Here is a 19,988-nt window from a genome sequence, read left to right on the forward strand (position 1 = left end):
TTAAAATGAGACGATTTAAAACAAATATAATAACAGTTGCAGCCTTAGTAAGTATTTTAACTGTAACTTCTTGTGTTAACGATTTAGAACAGGTGCCAATTACGGATGTCACTTCCGCAAGTGTTTTTACTAATTTTGAGAATTATCCAATGGCTCTGGCTAAAATCTATGGAGGATTTGCGAATGGTGGACAATCTGCGAATGGAGGTAGCTCAGATATCAACGGTATTGACGGAAACTTTTCACAGTATACAAGGATCTTATACTCCTTACAAACATTGCCTACGGATGAAGCAGTAATAGCATGGAATGATGGAACGCTTCAAACAATGCATAAAATGACCTGGGATTCTTCAAGTGAATTTGTAGAAGGAGGTTATTACAGACTTTTTACACAAATTGCTACAAGTAATGAATTCCTAAGAAATGTAACCGATGAAAAATTGACTGCAAATAATATTACAGGTGCTAATCTTACAGAAGCTAAATATATGAGGGCTGAAGTAAGATACTTACGTGCTTTATCCTATTTTTATGCATTAGATCTTTTTGGAAATGTTCCTTTTGTCGATGAAACATATCTTCCCGGATCTATAAACCCACCTAAAAGAATTACGCGTGCAGAACTTTTTAATTTTGTTGAAAGTGAGCTACTTGCAGTGGCAGGAGAACTGAAAGATCCTAAAGCAAACGTATATGGCAGAGCAGATAAAGCAGCGGCGTGGGCTCTGTTAGCTCGTTTATATCTGAATTCGAACGTTTATAATGGATCAAACCACTATACAGATTGTATTACCTATTGCAATAAAATAATACAGGCAGGATACTCCTTAAAACCAAAATATGGAGATTTGTTCCTTGCTGATAATGATAAAAACAATCCGGAAGTTATTTTTCCTATTGCCTTTGATGGAGTTCATATTCAGACATCAGGAGGTACGACATATCTGATTCATGCAGGTATTGGTGGAAGTATGCCTGCTTCTGATTTTGGTGTTAGTGGAGGATGGGGTGGCTTAAGGACTACAAAAGCATATGTAAATTTATTTGCAGCATCAACTTCTGATCAGAGAGGTAATTTTTATACTGCAGGGCAGAATTTAGAAATTAATGATCTGGGAGTGTTTACAGACGGCTATGGATTTATTAAATTTAAAAATCTGACAAGTAGTGGAGCTCCAGGGTCTGATGCTTCAGGAAATTTCTGTGATACAGATATTCCAATCTTCAGATTAGCTGATGTATATCTTATGTATGCAGAAGCTACTTTGAGAGGAGGAAGTGGAGGTAGCGCAGCTACAGCACTTGGATATGTAAATGCCTTAAGAACACGTGCAGGAGCATTAACAGTCGCTTCAATAAATACGGATTATATATTAGATGAGCGAGGAAGAGAATTAGGCTGGGAAATGACAAGAAGAACCGACCTTATCCGTTACGGTAAATTTACGGGCGGCTCGTATTTATGGCCATGGAAAGGAGGGATAAAAGATGGGAAAAGTGTAGAAGAATATAGAAACCTTTATCCAATTCCGGCAAAAGATATTATAGCCAATCCTAATCTGATTCAGAATCCTGGATATTAATTAAAAACACTATAAAATGAAACATATATTTAGATTATTAACCATAGCCTTTATTGGTTTGCTGGTTATTTCCTGCGAAAAAGATGAAGATCAGGCAGTGATTAACGAAACAACAACTGCTAAAATTTCTTCTGATAAAAGCACGATAGTTCTTAATGAGCTTATTGCCAATGATGCTGTGATTAATTTTACCTGGACAAAACCAACTTTTAATATTGCTGTAGTTTCTTCCCAGCAAATAGAATTTGGAATTAAAGGCAATAATTTTAAAAAAAGCGCTACTGTTGATTTCTCCAATGACGTAACATCAGGTTCTGTTACTCATGCGACAATGAATGCTGCAATGTTCAGTATCGGAGCTGTTCCTGATGCAGTAAATGATATCGAGGCAAGATTGAAAACCTCAGTGGGATCAGCAGCTTTTTACTCCAATGTAATTGTGCTTAAGGTAACTCCCTATACTCCAAATCCGGATTTGGTATATCCTAAGATAAATGTTCCTGGTAGTTATGCAGGAGCAGCAGGTTATGCAAACTGGACTCCGGCCAACTCACCTAATTTGTTCTCTCCTGGAAAGAATGATGAATACAGAGGATTTATATGGATCAATACCGTTGCAGGTGCTGAAGATGGAAAATATAAGTTTGCGATCAATCAGGACTGGCCGGGAAATAAAGGGGATGATGGGACCAAGACAGGAAAACTGAAAGCTGATGGTGACAATATAAAAGCTACTGCTGCAGGAACTTATTATGTTAAAGTAAACTGGGCCACAAATACTTATTCTTCCGTATTGGCAAACTTTGGAATTATTGGAGATGCCACACCTACAGGTTGGGGATCAGATACCGATTTGGTATATAACCCTGCTACCAAAACTTTTGTGATCAATTCAATTGTATTATCCAATACCGGAGTATTTAAATTCAGAGCCAATGATGATTGGGCAATGAAGTTCCAACCAAAAGATGCTGATCAGACTTTGGCTTCAGGAACTGCTGTTCAGTCTTATTTAAGTTCAGAGAATACAGTAACAGGAGATCCTGCATATAAAGTTTCACAGGCAGGAAACTATAAAATAGAATTGGATCTTCATAATTCAGCCTATTACAAGTTAACGGTTACAAAATTGTAAAATAGAACAATTAAGCAGATAAAGTGTTGCTTTACCGCAGCACTTTATTTATTTTTAAGATTATAAATAGTCATTATGAAGAAAATTACAGTTGGAGCGCTTTTGCTCTCAATGATGTTCGCAGGTGTTAATGCACAGTCTTTGAAATCGCCGGATGGAAAGTTTGAAATGAACTTTCAGTTGAAACAGGGAGTACCTTATTACAACCTTAAATATAACGGTGCCGTTGTGGTGGAAGATTCTAAGCTGGGATTACGATTATTTAAAGACTCAGCTATCAAATTCGCTTCAGAAATTGCAAAAGCGGAAGATGCTAAATTTGATCTGAACAATGGGTTCACGAAAACAGACGAAAAACGTGATGCTAAAAACGAAACCTGGCAGCCGGTTTTAGGTGAAAAGAAAAACTATATCAATCATTACAATGAACTTGCGGTTACGCTGGACCAGGCTTCTACAGACAGAAGCATTGTGGTGAAATTCAGACTGTTTAATGATGGTCTTGGATTCAGATATGAATTTCCACAACAGAAAAATCTGAATTATTTTGTCATCAGGGAAGAAGATTCTGAAATTGATTTTCCAACCGATATGAAAGCTTGGTGGATCGTTGCAGATTATGATTCCCAGGAATACCAATATCAGGAAACAAAAATCTCTGAAATTCCTGCACAATGGGACAAAGCATTCGATGCCAATGCATCACAGACTTTAGTTAAAAATGCAGTTCAGTCTCCATTAATGCTTAAAAAAGAAGGCAAAGATCCTTTATATGTAAATGTGGCAGAAGCTGCTGTGTTAGATTATCCTGCTTCTCATCTGGAAGTGGATGCTCAGAATTTTAAATTCAAGACACACCTTACTGCAGACAGACAGGGAGCAAAAGGTTATATTCAGACACCTTCTGTAACGCCCTGGAGAACTATTGTCGTTTCGCCAAAAGCAGAAGAGGTAATGGATTCTAAAATGATCTTCAACCTGAATGAGCCTACAAAATATACTGATACTTCCTATATTCACCCAACGAAATATATGGGAGTATGGTGGGAAATGATTATCGGAAAATCACAGTGGGCTTATTCTACCGCAGAAAATGTTCACCTGGGCAAAACCGACTTCTCAAAACTGACACCGAACGGAAAACACGCCGCCAACAATACTAAAGTCAAAGAATATATCGATTTTGCGGCTGAAAACGGCTTCAAAGGATTGCTTATTGAAGGTTGGAATACAGGTTGGGAAGACTGGTTTGGCCATTCCAAAGAATTTGTTTTCGATTTCATTACACCATATCCGGATTTTGATATCAAAATGCTGAATGACTATGCCCATTCAAAAGGAATTAAGCTGATTATGCACCACGAAACTTCTGGTTCTGCCACGAATTACGAAAGATGGTCAGATAAAGCCTTCCAATTGATGAATAAATATGGTTACGATGCTGTAAAAACAGGATATGTAGGTGATATTATTCCAAGAGGAGAACACCATTATTCCCAATGGACCATCAACCATTTCTACAGAATTGCAGAGAAAGCAAACGAGTACAAAATTATGGTCAATTCCCACGAATCTGTGCGTCCTACAGGAGAAAGCCGTACGTATCCTAACTATATTTCTGCAGAAGCAGCCAGAGGAACAGAATATGAAGCATTCGGAGGAAACAAACCGGATCACCAAACGGTTCTTCCGTTCACAAGATGGATGGGTGGATCTATGGACTACACACCGGGAATTTTCCAGACTAAATTAGACTATTATTTCCCTGGAGATAAACGTTTTGTAAAAACTACATTGGTCAAACAGCTTGCTTTATATGTAACGATGTATATGCCGCTTCAAATGGCAGCGGATCTTCCTGAAAACTACAAAAAGCATATGGATGCATTCCAGTTTATCAAAGATGTTGCAGCAGATTGGGATGATACCAAAATTTTATCTGCGGAGCCGGGAGATTATGTAGTCACAGCCAGAAAAGCAAAAGGTACCGATAATTGGTTTGTAGGAGGTATTACCGATGAAAATAAACGTGAATACACCGTAGATTTTTCTTTTCTGGATAAAGGGAAAAAATATGAGGTAACAGTATATGAAGATGGTAAAGATGCAGATTATATTGATAATCCTCAAAGCTATAACATCTACAAAAAACAGATTACCAGCAAATCTAAATTGAATTTCAAAATGGCAAGAAGCGGCGGTTTCGCAGTTTCTGTTAAGCCAGTCAATTAAAATTTAATTCATAAATTGGTTATGCCCCGGTTCATTATACATTCGGAAAATGGCCGGGGCATAGCTTTTTAAACCCAATCACTGACTAAAATATGAAACACACTGACCTCAAAATATAATTATAAATGAAAAAAATATATACAATTTTTGCTCTGTCAGCAGCTGCCTTAGCTTTTGCCCAGATACAGAAGGTAGAACCTGCTTTTTGGTGGAAGGGAATGAAAAATCCTGAACTTCAGATTTTAATTTATGGAAAAAATATAGCCAATAATGAAATTGAGCTTTCAGATGGAATCAAAGTAAAAAATATTCAGAAAGTTGAAAATCCGAATTATGTTTTTCTTACGGTAAATACCAATGAAATCAGCGTTCCGAAATTCAAAATCAATATTAAAAATAAGAATAAAACCATCGATTCTTATTCATATGAACTCAAACAGAGAAGTGCAAATTCTGCCAACAGAAAAGGATTTAACAGCTCGGATGTAATTTATCTTGTTGTTCCGGATCGTTTTGCCAACGGAAACCCCAAAAATGACAGCCAGCCCGATGTTTTTGAAAAAGCCAATAGAAATTTCGATGGAGGAAGACATGGGGGAGATTTGCAGGGTATTATTCAGAATTTAGATTATCTGAAAGAGCTTGGGGCCACAACATTTTGGTCAACTCCTTTGACTGAGGATAATGAAAAAACTTACTCTTATCACGGTTATGCCTCAAGTGATTTATATAAAATAGACTCACGTTTTGGGACTAATGAAGATTTTTACCGCCTTTCTGATGAGCTTCACAAGAGAGATATGAAACTCATTATGGATTTTGTTCCGAACCATTGGGGGTTACATCACTGGATGATCCAGGATTTACCCTCTAAAGACTGGATTCACTATTGGAATGATGGCGAAAAAGGATTTAAAAGAAGCAATTACCGCCAGGCTGCCCATTTTGACACAAATGCTTCGGAGTCTGATATAGAAGGCTGTGTAAACGGCTGGTTTGATACCACAATGCCGGATATGAATGACAGCAATCCCCTGGTAGTAAATTATATGGTGCAAAATGCAATTTGGTGGACGGAATCTGCAAACCTTGATGGAATCCGTGTAGATACCTACCCATATAATAACCGAAAAGGTGTTACAGAATGGACAAAACGGGTGATGAATGAATATCCTGATTTTAATATCGTAGGCGAGACCTTAATGCACAGTCCTGCTCATATTGCCTATTGGCAGAAAGACAGTAAAGTGGGAGTAATTGAAGGATTTAATTCATACTTACCTTCTGTCATGGATTTCCCCTTACATGATATCATGGCCACCGCAGTTAATGAATCAAAAGAAGAGTGGGACAAAGGAGTTGTAAGAATTTATGATGTACTGACCAACGATTTTTTATATCCTGATATTAACAATCTGCTGGTTTTAGTTGGAAACCATGATGTAAACAGAATAAATGATGATTTTAAAGGTGATGTTGGAAAATACAAGCTTGTACTTTCGATGATCATGACAATGAGAGGAATTCCGCAAATTTATTATGGAGACGAAATAGGAATGCAGGGCAGTAAAACAGTGGGAGACGGCGACATTCGCAGGGATTTTCCCGGAGGATGGAAAGATGATAAGCAGAATGCCTTTACCGAAAATGGCAGAACTGCCATTCAGAAAGACTATTTTGATTTTACAAAAAAACTGTTGAACTGGAGAAAAAATAAAACCGTTATCCACACCGGAAAAACAAAACATTACGCACCGGAAAATAATGTATACGTTTATTTCCGCTACAATGAAAAAGAAAGTGTAATGGTAGTTGTAAATAACAGTGATAAAGAACAGACACTTAGCTTAAAGCGTTTTGCTGAATCTTTGAGTGATAGTACAAAAGGAAAAGATGTAATTTCCGGAAAAGAATTTTCTATACAAAACAGCTTGACTGTTCCCGCAAAAACCTCATTGATTATTGAACTCCAAAAATAATTATTATACAATGAAAAGAATAACACTAATCTGCACTTGGATGCTTTTAATATTCGGCTTTACAGCAATCAAAGCTCAATCCAACGGTACAAAATTTGAAAAAGATAAATCAGAAATAGAAACGATGCTCGACGGTTTCAATGGAGCTGCAGCAAAAGCAGACTTCAATACCTACTTCAATTATTTCGCAGATGAATCTACCTTTATCGGTACCGATGCGACGGAAGTTTGGGACAAAAAAGCTTTTATGGTTTGGGCAAAACCCCATTTCGACAAAAAGAAAACCTGGAACTTTACTTCCCTTAAAAGAAATATCTACTTCAGTAAAGACGGTAAACTGGCTTGGTTTGACGAGCTTTTAGACACTCAGATGAAAATCTGCAGAGGTTCAGGCGTTGTAGAAAAAATAAACGGAGCCTGGAAGGTAAAACAGTATGTACTTTCTGTAACCGTTCCTAATGATGTTGTAGATAAAGTTGTTGTGGAAAAAGCACCAATCGAAGATGTATTAATTCAACAGTTAAAGACACAAAAATAAATGAATCCACCGCACAGTACTTTATCAAGAAGAATAAAACCCAACCTTACCATGCCTCAGATTATCAATATGAGTATGGGTTTTTTGGGAATCCAGATGGCTTTCGGCCTACAGAATGGAAATGCGAGCAGAATTTTAGCCAATTTAGGGGCTGATGTTCATGAGCTTTCATGGTTCTGGCTGGTTGCACCCATCACCGGACTCATCGTTCAGCCAATTATCGGACATATGGGAGACAATACCTGGAGCCCCTTGGGAAGAAGAAAACCCTACTTTTTAATTGGAGCGGTTTTATGTGCTCTCGGGCTGGTACTTCTTCCCAATGCAGCTACAGTAACCCATTTATTTGCCGCTAATGCACTCCTGCTGGCTGTTGTATTTCTGGCGATGATGGATGCGTCTGTTAATATTGCGATGGAACCGTTCAGGGCGCTGGTAGGAGATATGCTTCCAAAACATCAGGGAACCTTAGGGTTTTCAGTTCAGACCATTCTGATCGGAATAGGAGCTGTAGTTGGATCATATATTCCAAGCATACTGACTTCCCTGGGAGTTTCCAATGAAGCGCCTGCAGGTTTTGTGGCAGATAATGTTATTTATTCATTTTACGTTGGAGCCGGCATTTTATTGCTGACCATATTGTATACTATTTTTACAACTAAAGAATATTCTCCGGAGGAATTTGCAGCATTTGAAGATGCAAAAGATACTCCTCAGGAACCTTCAAAATTTACTGATATTTTTAAAGATTTTGCAGGAATTCCGGCGCAAATGAAAAAGCTTGGTGCAGTGCAGTTTTTCTCATGGTTTGCCTTATTTACCATGTGGGTATTTACTACAAGTGCTTTGGCTACACACCATTTTGGACTTTCTCCTCAAGATACCCATTCAAAAGCGTTTAATAATGCAGGAGATCTCACTGGAAAACTATTCGGAATGTACAACTTGTGGGCTATTCCATTCGCATTCTTACTCACCCCAATTGCAAAAAAGATTGGAAAAAAACAAACTCATGCATTAGCACTGTTATGTGGTGGGCTAGGTTTGATTTCTATGTATTTTATTAAAGATACCAACCTTTTATGGATATCAATGATAGGTTTGGGCTTTGCCTGGGCTAGTATTCTTGCAATGCCTTATGCGATGCTTATTGAAGTCATTCCACAGCATAAAATGGGAGTGTATATGGGAATTTTTAACTTCTTTATTGTTATTCCGCAGATTATCAACGGATTATTTGGTGGAACTATTGTAAGCAATATCTTTGGAAATTATGCCATAGATTATATTGTAGTCGGTGGTGTCTGTATGCTCATTGGAGCGGTTGTTACCATAATCTTCGTACAATCTGAAGACGAAACGCCTAAGGAAATAGAAGAGGAGATCAAACAGGTGCATTTTTAAAATATAGAAGTTAGATATCAGAGGTTAGAATTTAGATGATGGCAGTCTAAATGACTTATACGCTTATAACTTAGCAGATAACGATAGAAATTCAATAGGAGCGGGCTTTAGCCCGCTTTTTTTTAATAAATCACTTCAATAATGGCTTTAGCCAAAATTTCAAATTCAAGATTGTTTATTCTGTACCCAAACAATTTTATCGAAAATAATCCTTACGCCTAAAACATACAACTGGAATAAACTCTTGCGCCTCTGCGCTTACCAACAAATCTAAAATTGAATAAAAATTCGCTTTAAATATAATAGTATGGAAGACCTTTATCAAAGCTTAAGAAACATTCGTGCAATAAAAATTCATCAATGACTAACCACTCTTTTATTTATACAATCAATTGAAATTTAATTTTTTATTAAGCTGCTCCATCCTTTAATTCTTTACCTTGAGATAGATTAAAATAGTAAAAAATGTATGACATTATCATTATAGGAAGCGGAGCGGGTGGAGCAACGATGGCGTATCAGCTTGCAGACACCGGGAAAAAGATTTTGGTTGTAGAAAGAGGAGATTATGTGCCGGTAGAAAAAGAAAACTGGGATTCTGTAGAAGTTTTTGAGAAAAACAAATATACGACAACAGAATTATGGCTGGATAAGCATGGAAAACCATTTCGCCCCGGAATGCATTATAATGTAGGCGGGAATACCAAGTTTTACGGAGCGGCCTTGTTTCGTTTAAGAGAAGAAGATTTTAAAGAAATAAAACATTACGGCGGAACTTCACCAGCCTGGCCAATTCAATATCAGGATTTAAAAGATTACTACCTTGAAGCAGAAAAACTGTTCCATGTTCATGGAAAAAGAGGTTCAGATCCAACAGAATCTTTTGATGCAGAACCATATCCTCATCTGCCTTTACCTCATGAGCCGAGAATTCAGGAAATCGTTGATGAATTGCTTGATTACGGTTTACATCCTTTTGAATTACCGGTTGGAGTTAATTTTAAAACTCATGAAGCAGCAAATGCGCCGTATACATTAGATCGTTTTGACGGATTTCCCGATGCCGCCGAGAGAAAAGGCGATGCTCATCTTTGTTCGCTGGCGAAAGCTTTACAATATTCCAATGTAGAATTGATGACCAATACCAAGGTAGTAAAAATCAATACCGATGATTCAGGAACCAAGGTTTCCGGAATTGTAACAGAACAAAATGGAAAGACTACAACATTGAGCGCAGATCTGGTGATACTTTCCGCCGGTGCTATTAATTCAGCAGCATTGCTTTTGGAAAGTAAAAATGAAAAATTTCCCAATGGCCTTGCCAATACTTCAGATCAGGTTGGAAGGAATTACATGTTTCACCAGAATACCGCTTTAGTGGCTTTATATACGAAACCCAATCCTACTAAGTTCGGAAAAACTTTTGGGATTAATGATTTTTATCACGCCAATAGAGGATATGACTTTCCTTTGGGGCATATTCAGATGCTGGGAAAATCAGATGAGCATCAGATTAAAGCAGATAGTCCTGTGGCAGCGCCTGGCTTTACTTTTGAATTAATGGCTGAACACGCCGTTGATTTCTGGCTTACCTCAGAAGATCTTCCGGATCCTGAAAACAGGGTGACGGTAGAAAACGGACAGATTAAAATCAGCTACAGTTCCAATAATGAAGAAGGACATCAGTTCCTGAAATCCGAACTCATCAAAGCATTGAAAGCTTCAGGAAAATTTGAAAGCTTTTTGTTTAAAGGAATTTATTTCAGCAAAGGAATGGATATTGCCTCACCCGCTCACCAGAACGGAACGACTAAGATGGGAACAGATCCGAAAACATCGGTAGTAGACACCTACTGCAAAACACATGATCTTGAAAATTTATACATCGTTGATGGCGGATTTTTTGTCTCCAGTGGTGCAGTAAATCCAGCTCTTACCATTATTGCAATGGCATTGAGGGTAGGAGATCATCTTAAAAATCATATTTTGACATCATGAATTCCAAACTAGCCAAAATTATTATCGTCTTTTTATTAGCTTTCTTTACCGGAGTTAATTTTGTTGTATTTCCGGCATTGGGGACAGCTTTTACAGATTCCTCCCTTTTTGGGCTTTTATCCTCACAGTTTGGAAATTTATTTATTCCCCAAGTGATCTGTATTATTATTTCTTGCCTTGGAGCTCCGTTTTTGGTTAATAAATGGGGCCCAAAAGTTGTTTTGGCTATTGGATTATTATTGATGATTATATCGACCGGAGTCTTGTGGACGCTTCAGTTTTTCATCAATGATTCATCCTTGTTATTTCCGGTATTAATGATTTTGGTAGCATTTACGGGTTCTGGTTTTGGACTTTGCATCACCACTTTGAATCCACTGGCGGCAAGTTTATTTGAAAATAATAAATCTTCAGCCATTCTGATCCTGCAGTTTCTGGTTGGTTTAGGAACATCTACCGCTCCACTGATGATGAATCTGATAGGAAATGTAAGAAACTGGATGTATGTTCCCGGATGCATATTTATTTTAGTAAGCATGGCGTTCACGGCTTTTTTATTATTGAAACTGGAGAAAGAAACGTTTTTCGAGCTTCCCGGGCATTTTAAGATTCCGCCAAAATTATGGCTGTTTTTTGTAACAATTGTTCTGTATGGCTGTACTGAAGGAACGTTTGGCAGCTTTGGAGCCATCATTCTTAAAAATCAGGGACTTGATAATAACAAAGCCAGTCTGGGATTATCCCTGTTTTGGGGAGGAATGGCTTTAAACCGTTTGCTTTTTGGGATTTTTTCAAAAAACAAAGATCTTTCTTATTTGTTCCTTTTTTCACCTTTAATCGTAGCCGGATTGCTTTTATTCTTACTGCTATACCCAAATGTAAATAGTATTGTATTAATGATGTTTTTGATTGGATTTTTTATGGGAAGTATATTTCCGGGATCTATTGGCTGGGGAACAGTAGAATTTCCTACACTCTCAGTAGTAGTTTCCGGGTACCTGATGGCTGCCAACCAAGTGGGAACAGGAATTATTACCAATGTTTTGGGAAGTTTATCAAATCAAACCAACATTATTTTCCAATTTCTAATTGTTTGTATGATTCTTATCTGCCTTTTACTTTTCTATTTAAAGAGAAACTCCAAAATAAAAGAAGCCTTTTAAAGTGAATAGAAATTGAGGTATAGGGTTTGAAAGTTGGAGTGTTTGAGAGGTTTAGAGTAAATGAGTTGAGAAGTGTTGTTAGTTGCTGGTTGCTCGTTCGTAGTAGTTAAGTTAACGAGTATTGTCTAATATATCTGAAGTCTTGGCTCTTGGTTCTTGGCTCTTGATTCTTAAGAGAAAGTAAAACTGTCAATGATGCTTGATACAAATTCACCATTGACAATTCACTATCTACGCCAGAACTGTTTCAATTTCCGCAACAGTCTTAGAAAAATTTTCATCTTTCAATTGAGGAATCATCATTCCCTGGGATTTGAAAACTTCTACATCAGTAATCCCAATGAAGCCAAATAAAGTTCTTAAATAATGCTCCATATTCTCGATAAGTCCGTTTTCATAAATGCCGCCAACAGCAAAATTTAAATATAATTTTTTGTTTTCAAGAAGACCTTTTGGTGTTCCGTCAGCATAAGAAAATGTTTTTCCGGCAACTGCAATACTGTCGATCCATGATTTTAAAGTGGAAGGAAATGTGAAATTATAAAAAGGAACACCAATAACGATAATATCAGCTTCCTGAATTTCCTTCAATGCTTCCTTAGAATATTTTGAAGCTTCCTTCTGTTCATCGTTCTTTTCTTCATCCGGAATCCTGGAGGCACTGAAATGATGAATTTCCAGATGGGGAATAGGATTTAAAGCAAGATCACGGACAGTAACTTTACTTTCAGGATTTTTATCCAATAATTGATTGATCACTACCTGAGAAAGCTTGTTGCTGACAGAGTTTTCTCCGCTGATGCTGGTTTGGATATTTAAAATGTTTGCCATTTTGTTTAAATTTTTTCGTTTTTATTAATGCCAAAATTATTGTAAATTTACTTTCCAAAGTATAGCAGTTACCTAAAGGAAAGTGAGAAAAATGGAAAAGCAACATAATCATAAAGATTGTATGCAGGCATTAAAGCCTGTCCGGGACACTTTAGATGTTATTAATGGAAAATGGAAACTCCAGATTATTATTTCTTTAAATGCAGGAAATAAGCGGTTTACAGAAATTGAAAGGAGTATTCCAAAGCTTACATCAAAAGTTTTAGCCAAAGAATTAAAAGAATTGGAACAAAACGGTCTTGTCGAAAGAATCGTTAAAGACACGTATCCCGTAAGCATAGAATATTACCCTACACCATATACCAATACCTTACATTCTGTTGTAGAATCTCTAAAAGATTGGGGCGAAAACCACCGCAAACATATCTTCGGAACCCCAATAGAGACAGAAATAACTGGAAAAGCTAAATAAATGTTCATTAACAAATCTGCTTAATCCGCAAAATCCGCACGAGATAAAAAATAATGCATTCCAGAAATCAATATCCCCATAAATTTTATCTTTGATGAATCCTCGCGCCTTAAAAATATCCAAAGAGTAATAATCTTGCGCCTTGTGTTTAACCAAAAACAACCCTAAAATCCTTTCTTACCCTACATCAACATTTTCAAACACCCATATCCCCTACATTTGTACCATAAATAAATCACAATGAAAACAGTATATCATAAAGCAGATTCAAGAGGTCACGCAGACCATGGTTGGCTAAACAGCTACCACACATTCAGTTTTGCCAATTATCAGAATAAAGACCGAATGAATTTTGGAGTATTGAGAGTATTGAACGACGATACCGTTTCACAAGGAATGGGATTCGGGACACATCCACACAGGGATATGGAAATTATTTCTATCCCATTGGAAGGAGACCTGGAACATAAAGATTCAATGGGAACCACTGCTGTTATCAAGAAAGGAGAGATCCAGGTAATGAGTGCGGGAACCGGAGTAATGCACAGCGAATACAACAAAAATAAAGATGAAGCAGTGAAATTTCTGCAGATCTGGGTGTTTCCTAAAGAACAGAATGTAGAGCCTAGATATGATCAGAAAAGCATCAAAGAAGGTGAGAAAATTAATGGTTTCCAACAAATCTTATCTCCTAATAAAAATGATGACGGAGTCTGGATTCATCAGGATGCATGGTTTAATATTGCAAACTTCAAGGCAGGGAACGGCAAAAATTATATGCTTAATAAAAAAGGAAATGGGGTGTATGCTTTTGTTCTTAAAGGAAGTGCAAAAGTAGGAGACAGAATTCTGAATGAAAGAGACGGATTGGGCATCTGGGATACCCAAAGCTTTAACATCGAAGCTGTGGAAGACTCCGAGATCTTATTAATGGAAGTACCGATGGAATTACCGGCTTATCTTAAATAAAAATTTAAATTTGTACATTAAAAACAGATAAAGAACAATGAAAGTTTTAGCAATAGCAGGAAGCAATTCAGAAGCTTCAATGAACAGACAGTTGGTGGCCTATGCTTCATCACTTTTTGAAAATGCAGAAATAGAAGTAATAGACCTGAACCCTTTTGAAATGCCTATTTATAAGCATGAAAGAGAATTGGCAGGAGGAGTTCCTCAGGAAGCAAAGGATTTTGCGGCAAAAATAGACGGCGCCAGTCTTCTTTTGGTTTCATTACCGGAACACAACGGAACGTACTCTACAGCATTCAAAAATGTCTTCGACTGGGTATCCAGAATCAAAGATAGAACCGTATGGAATGAAATACCTATGTTGCTGATGTCCACATCCCCGGGAGGAAGAGGCGGAGCAGGAGTGTTAGAAGCTGCTTCCAAGCGTTTCCCTTTCCATGGTGGAAATATTGTGGAAACTTTCTCTCTTCCTTTCTTTAATGACAACTTTGATAAAGCTGCACAAAAGATTTCTAATGAAGAGAAAGATAACGAATTAAAAGACAAGATTAAAAAGATTGCAGCCATTGAAACGATCCTTGAAAAATAGAGTTTGGATATTAATTTAAAATTACTATTTTTGCAAAAAGAAAAAAGATGAAAATTCAGACCACTTTTAAAGAATGTTTCTCCGAAAAAGGGAAAACTGTGGGCTCTGAAATTCTGAGATAAAATAACGGCCGATAATCTACCAAGATTGTCGGCTTTTTTATTTTCTAAAATCGATATAAAAAGTAATTATAGAAATAAAATGTAGCAATATACGAATGTATCAATATACCAGTTTTTGGTTTTCCTAACAAGATGATTGTTACATTGTTAAACTGATACATTGCTACATTAATAAAATTATTAAACATGAGCAACACTTACAAATCAGCAGGCGTAGACAAAGAAGAAGGATACAAAACGGTTGACAAGATCAAAAAAGCGGTAGGCGAAACCCACAACTCAAATGTATTGAATCATTTAGGGAGTTTTGGAGCTTTTTATGAGATCGGAGGATATAAAAATCCTGTGCTTGTTTCAGGAACAGACGGAGTGGGAACGAAGCTGAAAGTAGCTTTGGATACCAAACAATACGATTCTATCGGGATCGACTGTTTTGCAATGTGTGCCAACGATATCCTTTGCCATGGTGCAAAACCTCTATTCTTCTTAGATTATCTGGCTTGCGGAAAGCTTGATTCAGAGATTGCTGCAGAGATCGTTCTTGGAATGGTGAAAGCTTGTAAGGACAACAACTGTGCATTGATTGGTGGTGAAACTGCTGAAATGCCGGGAATGTACAAGCCTGGAGATTACGATGTTGCCGGATTCTGCGTAGGAATCGTTGAAAAAGATCAGATCATTGACGGTTCTACAATCAAGGCAGGAAATAAGATTATCGCATTACCAAGCTCAGGATTTCACTCTAACGGATTTTCATTAGTAAGAAAAGTATTCCCGAATTTTGAAGAAGAATTTGAAGGAAAACCTTTATACGAGACTCTTTTAGTACCTACAAGATTATATTACAAAGACATCCATAAAGTATTGGAAGAAGTAAAAGTGGCCGGTATTGCCCATATTACAGGTGGAGGTCTTTACGAAAACGTTCCAAGAATTATTCCTGAAGGTTTATGTGCTTCTATTGATGCTTCAAAAGTAAGGATTCCAAGTATCATGCTTGAGCTGGAAAAAAGAGGAGAAGTAAGCCGTGAAGAAATGTACGGAACCTTCAATATGGGAGTGGGGATGATCATCGTAGTAGATGCAGAACATGCCGAAAAAATTACTCACCTTTTAGATGATGCTTACGAAATCGGTGAGATCACAGAGGGAAGCGAAAAAATAAATTTAGCAATATAACAGTTGATCAATGTACCGGTGTACCAATTAAATCCATTGTTACATTGTTAAACTGATACATTGTTACATTAATAATATGAAAAACATCGTTGTACTCGTTTCAGGGTCCGGAACCAATCTGCAGAGAATCATAGATACCATCGAAAGTGGAGAGATCCAAAATGCAAGAGTATCTCTGGTAGTGGCAGACAGAGAATGTTACGGTCTTGAAAGAGCAAAAAAACATCATATAGAAAATATTCTGATCCCAAGAGGAAAGAATTTCAGCAGTGAATTGGCGAATGTGGTTCCAAAAAATACAGATCTTATTGTATTGGCAGGATTTCTATCCATTTTAAAATCTGAATTCTGTGAAAATTGGAGCGGAAAAATAATCAATATCCATCCTGCTTTACTGCCAAAATTTGGAGGAAAAGGAATGTGGGGACATCATGTTCATCATGCGGTGATTGAAGCTGGGGAAAAAGAAAGCGGAGCTACTGTACATTTTGTAACCCCGGGAATAGATGAAGGAGAAGCCATTCTTCAGAAATCATTTGAAGTAACAGCGGAAGATACCCCCGAAACAATAGCAGAGAAAGTTCACCATATTGAATATGAGATATTTCCAAAAGCGATCAATAAAGTCTTGGGAAATTAAATAATAATGTATCATATAACAATTTAACAATGTACCAATTATACCCATTATAATATTGCTAGACCGTTACATTGATCCATTGTTACATTAAAAAGAAGAAATCTAAGTAAATAAAAGTAAGACCGGGGGTGAAAGACCGGGCTACGGTTTGAAATAGCTGTAAAAAGTAAAAAATTGAAAGTAAAATGAGTAAAAAGAGAGTTTTAATCAGTGTTTCTGACAAAAGCGGATTGATCGAGTTCGCTCAGTTCTTGGAAGCCCGGAATTATGAGTTGATTTCTACAGGAGGAACGTTCAAACATTTGAAAGACGCTGGTTTAAATCCCATTCAGATCGATGAGGTAACCAATTTCCCTGAAATGTTAGACGGCAGAGTGAAAACCCTTCACCCGAAAGTGCACGGAGGTCTTTTAGCAGTCCGTTCCAATGAAGAGCATATGAAAACCGTTCAGGAACACGGAATAGACCTGATCGATATGGTAATCGTGAATCTTTATCCTTTCTTTGAAAATGTAAACAAAGACATTTCTTTACATGAGAAAGTAGAGTTTATCGACATCGGAGGTCCTTCAATGCTTCGTTCTGCCGCTAAAAACTTCGACTCGGTTACCGTAATTACTGATGTGGAAGATTATGCAACGGTAAGGCTTGAAATGGAACAGAACGGTGATACGTACATCGAAACCCGTAAAAAGCTTGCAGGAAAAGTATTCAACCTTACTTCAGCGTACGACGGTGCTATTTCAAGAATGCTTTTAGATGAAGAATATCCTACCTATCTTAATGCTTCATACAAAAAAGCATCAGATTTAAGATACGGTGAAAACCCTCACCAGACCGCTGCTTACTACGTTTCTACATTTGAAAATGGGGCTATGAAAGATTTCCAACAGCTGGGCGGTAAAGAACTTTCTTTCAACAACCTTCGTGATATGGACCTTTGCTGGAAAGTAGTAACGGAGTTTAAAGAAGAAATGGCATGTTGTGCAGTGAAGCATTCTACACCTTGTGGCGTAGCGATCGGAACTTCGGCATTGGAAACCTACCAGAAAACTTTTGAATGTGACCCTGTTTCTATTTTTGGCGGAATTGTTGCAATGAACTACAAGATCGATGCAGCAACAGCTGAAGAACTGAACAAAACTTTCCTTGAAATTGTAATGGCTCCGGACTTTGATGAGGCAGCTCTTGAAGTTTTAAGAAAAAAGAAAAACCTAAGAATTATAAAAATCGTTAACCCTGTTTCTGACAAGCAAACATGGGTAAAGATCGATGGTGGTATCCTGGTTCAGGATAATGACAATCATTTCTCTGACGATATCAAAGTAGTAACAGAAGTACAGCCTTCAGAAGAGCAGAAAAAAGCCCTTCTTTTCTCCCAGAGAGTTGTGAAGTATGTAAAATCAAATGCTATTGTTGTTTCAAATGGTATTCAGGCCTTTGGAATCGGTGGCGGACAGGTGAACAGAATCTGGGCTACTGAACAAGCCATCGAAAGAGCAAAAGAAAAATTCACAGGAGATCTTGTTTTAGCTTCTGATGCATTTTTCCCTTTCCGTGATGTGGTAGATTTCTGCGCTAAGGAAGGAATCAAAGCAATCATCCAGCCAGGAGGAAGTGTAAAAGATGGAGACAGCATTGAGGCTGCTAATGAGCATGGTATCCCGATGATGTTTACCGGAGTTAGACATTTTCTACATTAATTAAAATAGAATTAAAAAATAATTGAGGATTGTATTTATAGCATTCAAAATTATATATTTGTAAAATAGACTAGATAATAAATAAGTATGAGAATATTAATCATAGGTGAAGGCGGTAGAGAATCTGCTCTAGCAGTAAAGCTTCAGAATGACTCAAGAATTTCTAAAATGTTTTTTGCTAACGGTAATGCTACCACCGATGTAATAGGGAAAAACGTTCATTTAACAGAGATTAAAGAACTAAGAGATTTTGCTATCAAAGAAAAGATAGATCTTACGATTGTAGGTCCTGAAGCACCTCTTGTAGCCGGGTTGAAGGATGAATTTAAAAAACACGATCTTAAGGTTTTCGGTCCTAACCAAAAAGTAGCAAGTCTGGAAGGAAGTAAAGCTTTCTCTAAGAAATTTATGCAGACCTATGATATCAAAACGGCTAAAGCTGTAGTATTTGATTCATACAATGATGCTAAAGAATATGTTCAGACACAGCAGTATCCTTTAGTGGTTAAGGCAAGCGGTTTGGCAGGTGGAAAAGGTGTTGTCATCTGTGACAACCTTGAAGAAGCCGAAGCTACGATTCACGACTTCATGATCAGAAGAATTTATGGAGATGCCGGGATCCGTCTGGTTATTGAAGAATATTTAGAAGGTTTTGAAGCTTCAATCATTGCATTCTCAAACGGGGAAAAGATTTTCCCTTGTGTTGCTGCAAAAGATTACAAAAAAGCCGGAAACGGTGATACAGGACCAAATACCGGTGGTATGGGATCTGTAGCCCCAAGCCCAGAGTTTACTCAGGAGCACTACGCTGATTTTGAAAAAAATATCTTACAAACTACCATCAATGGTCTTAAAGGAGAAGGATTCAGCTTCAAAGGAATGATTTTCTTCGGATTGATGGTGACTAAAAACGGAACTTACCTTCTTGAATACAACATGAGATTCGGAGATCCTGAAACTCAGGTATTGTTGGCATTAATGGAGAACAATCTTCTTGATGTGATTCAGGACTGTATGGATGGAAAAGACATCGAGCTTAAGTTTAAAGACGAAAAAGCGGTATGTCTTGTGATGTGCTCAGGAGGTTATCCTAGAAATATCGAAACAGGATACGAAATTGTAGGCGAGGACAAACTGAAACATTCAAAACTTCTTTATGCAGGTGCAGTAAGAAAAGGCGACAAAGTGGTTTCCAACGGAGGACGGGTTCTGAACGTGGTAGCTACCGGAGCTACTTATGACGATGCGCGCAAAAAGGTATACGAAGATGCAGCCCACATTCATTTCGATTACGGCTTCTACAGAGAAGACATCGGAAAGTTTTAAAATAAATCATGAAAAAAGATTTGGAACCTTTCCAAGTCTTTTTTTGTAAAACAGTCAATATTTAGATACCAGATCTAAGATTCAGATATCAGGCTTAAAATCTGATGGCTGATGTCTGACAT

The 19,988-nt window shown here is 37.4% G+C and carries 16 protein-coding genes; 15 read left to right on the forward strand and 1 reads right to left on the reverse strand.

All coding sequences use genetic code 11. From position 1 onward, the window contains the following. Positions 1-5: 5 nt before the first annotated feature. From QF044_RS04195 to QF044_RS04230, 8 genes are all read left to right on the forward strand, one after another. Positions 6-1,586, forward strand: a complete 1,581-nt coding sequence (locus QF044_RS04195) for a RagB/SusD family nutrient uptake outer membrane protein (protein ID WP_307264026.1) — start codon at positions 6-8, stop codon at positions 1,584-1,586. Positions 1,587-1,602: 16 nt separating this feature from the next. Then, entirely contained in the window at positions 1,603-2,721 is a 1,119-nt protein-coding gene (locus tag QF044_RS04200; RefSeq protein ID WP_307264029.1) for a SusE domain-containing protein, read from the forward strand. 75 nt (positions 2,722-2,796) lie between these two features. Then, positions 2,797-4,953 carry a glycoside hydrolase family 97 protein gene (locus QF044_RS04205; RefSeq protein WP_307264032.1) on the forward strand — a complete coding sequence of 719 codons (2,157 nt, stop codon included), beginning with the start codon at positions 2,797-2,799 and terminating at the stop codon, positions 4,951-4,953. A 125-nt stretch (positions 4,954-5,078) separates the two neighbouring features. Continuing rightward, positions 5,079-6,932 carry a glycoside hydrolase family 13 protein gene (locus QF044_RS04210; protein ID WP_307264034.1) on the forward strand — a complete coding sequence of 618 codons (1,854 nt, stop codon included), beginning with the start codon at positions 5,079-5,081 and terminating at the stop codon, positions 6,930-6,932. Between the two features lie 40 nt (positions 6,933-6,972). Beyond that, positions 6,973-7,470, forward strand: coding sequence for a nuclear transport factor 2 family protein (locus tag QF044_RS04215; protein ID WP_307264036.1), 498 nt, complete (start codon positions 6,973-6,975; stop codon positions 7,468-7,470). Next, a complete protein-coding gene (locus QF044_RS04220; protein WP_307264038.1) occupies positions 7,471-8,874 on the forward strand; it encodes an MFS transporter in 1,404 nt (467 codons plus the stop codon). It begins immediately after the preceding gene. Positions 8,875-9,339: 465 nt separating this feature from the next. Continuing rightward, positions 9,340-10,872 (forward strand): FAD-dependent oxidoreductase, encoded by a 1,533-nt coding sequence (locus tag QF044_RS04225; protein WP_307264039.1) that lies wholly within the window; start codon positions 9,340-9,342, stop codon positions 10,870-10,872. Then, positions 10,869-12,035 carry a sugar MFS transporter gene (locus QF044_RS04230; RefSeq protein WP_307264041.1) on the forward strand — a complete coding sequence of 389 codons (1,167 nt, stop codon included), beginning with the start codon at positions 10,869-10,871 and terminating at the stop codon, positions 12,033-12,035. Before QF044_RS04225 ends, QF044_RS04230 begins: the two co-directional genes overlap by 4 nt. A gap of 231 nt (positions 12,036-12,266) precedes the next feature. On the opposite strand, the gene QF044_RS04235 is transcribed toward QF044_RS04230, so the two are convergent. Beyond that, positions 12,267-12,866, reverse strand: a complete 600-nt coding sequence (locus QF044_RS04235; protein ID WP_307264044.1) for an FMN-dependent NADH-azoreductase — start codon at positions 12,864-12,866, stop codon at positions 12,267-12,269. A 91-nt stretch (positions 12,867-12,957) separates the two neighbouring features. On the opposite strand from QF044_RS04235, the gene QF044_RS04240 reads away from it, so the two are divergent. The 7 genes from QF044_RS04240 (at position 12,958) to purD (ending at position 19,866) form a co-directional block, all read left to right on the forward strand. Next, entirely contained in the window at positions 12,958-13,338 is a 381-nt protein-coding gene (locus tag QF044_RS04240; RefSeq protein ID WP_307264046.1) for a helix-turn-helix domain-containing protein, read from the forward strand. Positions 13,339-13,578: 240 nt separating this feature from the next. After that, positions 13,579-14,307 carry a pirin family protein gene (locus QF044_RS04245; RefSeq protein ID WP_307264048.1) on the forward strand — a complete coding sequence of 243 codons (729 nt, stop codon included), beginning with the start codon at positions 13,579-13,581 and terminating at the stop codon, positions 14,305-14,307. A gap of 37 nt (positions 14,308-14,344) precedes the next feature. Beyond that, complete coding sequence (locus QF044_RS04250; RefSeq protein WP_307264051.1) at positions 14,345-14,896, forward strand: NADPH-dependent FMN reductase; 552 nt, start codon at positions 14,345-14,347, stop codon at positions 14,894-14,896. A gap of 308 nt (positions 14,897-15,204) precedes the next feature. After that, on the forward strand, positions 15,205-16,197 hold the full coding sequence (gene purM / locus QF044_RS04255) for a phosphoribosylformylglycinamidine cyclo-ligase (protein ID WP_307264054.1): 993 nt from the start codon (positions 15,205-15,207) through the stop codon (positions 16,195-16,197). Between the two features lie 76 nt (positions 16,198-16,273). Continuing rightward, positions 16,274-16,837: a phosphoribosylglycinamide formyltransferase gene (gene purN / locus QF044_RS04260; RefSeq protein WP_307264057.1), complete on the forward strand. Its 564-nt coding sequence runs from the start codon at positions 16,274-16,276 to the stop codon at positions 16,835-16,837. 185 nt (positions 16,838-17,022) lie between these two features. Further along, positions 17,023-18,540: a bifunctional phosphoribosylaminoimidazolecarboxamide formyltransferase/IMP cyclohydrolase gene (gene purH, locus QF044_RS04265; protein WP_307264059.1), complete on the forward strand. Its 1,518-nt coding sequence runs from the start codon at positions 17,023-17,025 to the stop codon at positions 18,538-18,540. Between the two features lie 87 nt (positions 18,541-18,627). Beyond that, entirely contained in the window at positions 18,628-19,866 is a 1,239-nt protein-coding gene (gene purD, locus QF044_RS04270) for a phosphoribosylamine--glycine ligase (protein ID WP_307264062.1), read from the forward strand. The last annotated feature ends 122 nt before the right edge of the window (positions 19,867-19,988 follow it).

This window comes from Chryseobacterium sp. W4I1 (genome assembly GCF_030816115.1).
GTDB lineage: Bacteria > Bacteroidota > Bacteroidia > Flavobacteriales > Weeksellaceae > Chryseobacterium.

Bases quoted from the DNA above. Each gene is read 5' to 3' on its own strand.
- QF044_RS04230 (WP_307264041.1), top strand. From the start codon at position 10,869: ATGAATTCCAAACTAGCCAAAATTATTATCGTCTTTTTATTAGCTTTC.
- QF044_RS04220 (WP_307264038.1), top strand. From the start codon at position 7,471: ATGAATCCACCGCACAGTACTTTATCAAGAAGAATAAAACCCAACCTT.
- QF044_RS04215 (WP_307264036.1), top strand. From the start codon at position 6,973: ATGCTTTTAATATTCGGCTTTACAGCAATCAAAGCTCAATCCAACGGT.
- QF044_RS04210 (WP_307264034.1), top strand. From the start codon at position 5,079: ATGAAAAAAATATATACAATTTTTGCTCTGTCAGCAGCTGCCTTAGCT.
- QF044_RS04235 (WP_307264044.1), bottom strand. From the start codon at position 12,866: ATGGCAAACATTTTAAATATCCAAACCAGCATCAGCGGAGAAAACTCT.
- QF044_RS04250 (WP_307264051.1), top strand. From the start codon at position 14,345: ATGAAAGTTTTAGCAATAGCAGGAAGCAATTCAGAAGCTTCAATGAAC.
- QF044_RS04195 (WP_307264026.1), top strand. From the start codon at position 6: ATGAGACGATTTAAAACAAATATAATAACAGTTGCAGCCTTAGTAAGT.
- purN (WP_307264057.1), top strand. From the start codon at position 16,274: ATGAAAAACATCGTTGTACTCGTTTCAGGGTCCGGAACCAATCTGCAG.
- purM (WP_307264054.1), top strand. From the start codon at position 15,205: ATGAGCAACACTTACAAATCAGCAGGCGTAGACAAAGAAGAAGGATAC.
- QF044_RS04205 (WP_307264032.1), top strand. From the start codon at position 2,797: ATGAAGAAAATTACAGTTGGAGCGCTTTTGCTCTCAATGATGTTCGCA.
- purH (WP_307264059.1), top strand. From the start codon at position 17,023: ATGAGTAAAAAGAGAGTTTTAATCAGTGTTTCTGACAAAAGCGGATTG.
- QF044_RS04240 (WP_307264046.1), top strand. From the start codon at position 12,958: ATGGAAAAGCAACATAATCATAAAGATTGTATGCAGGCATTAAAGCCT.
- QF044_RS04225 (WP_307264039.1), top strand. From the start codon at position 9,340: ATGTATGACATTATCATTATAGGAAGCGGAGCGGGTGGAGCAACGATG.
- purD (WP_307264062.1), top strand. From the start codon at position 18,628: ATGAGAATATTAATCATAGGTGAAGGCGGTAGAGAATCTGCTCTAGCA.
- QF044_RS04245 (WP_307264048.1), top strand. From the start codon at position 13,579: ATGAAAACAGTATATCATAAAGCAGATTCAAGAGGTCACGCAGACCAT.
- QF044_RS04200 (WP_307264029.1), top strand. From the start codon at position 1,603: ATGAAACATATATTTAGATTATTAACCATAGCCTTTATTGGTTTGCTG.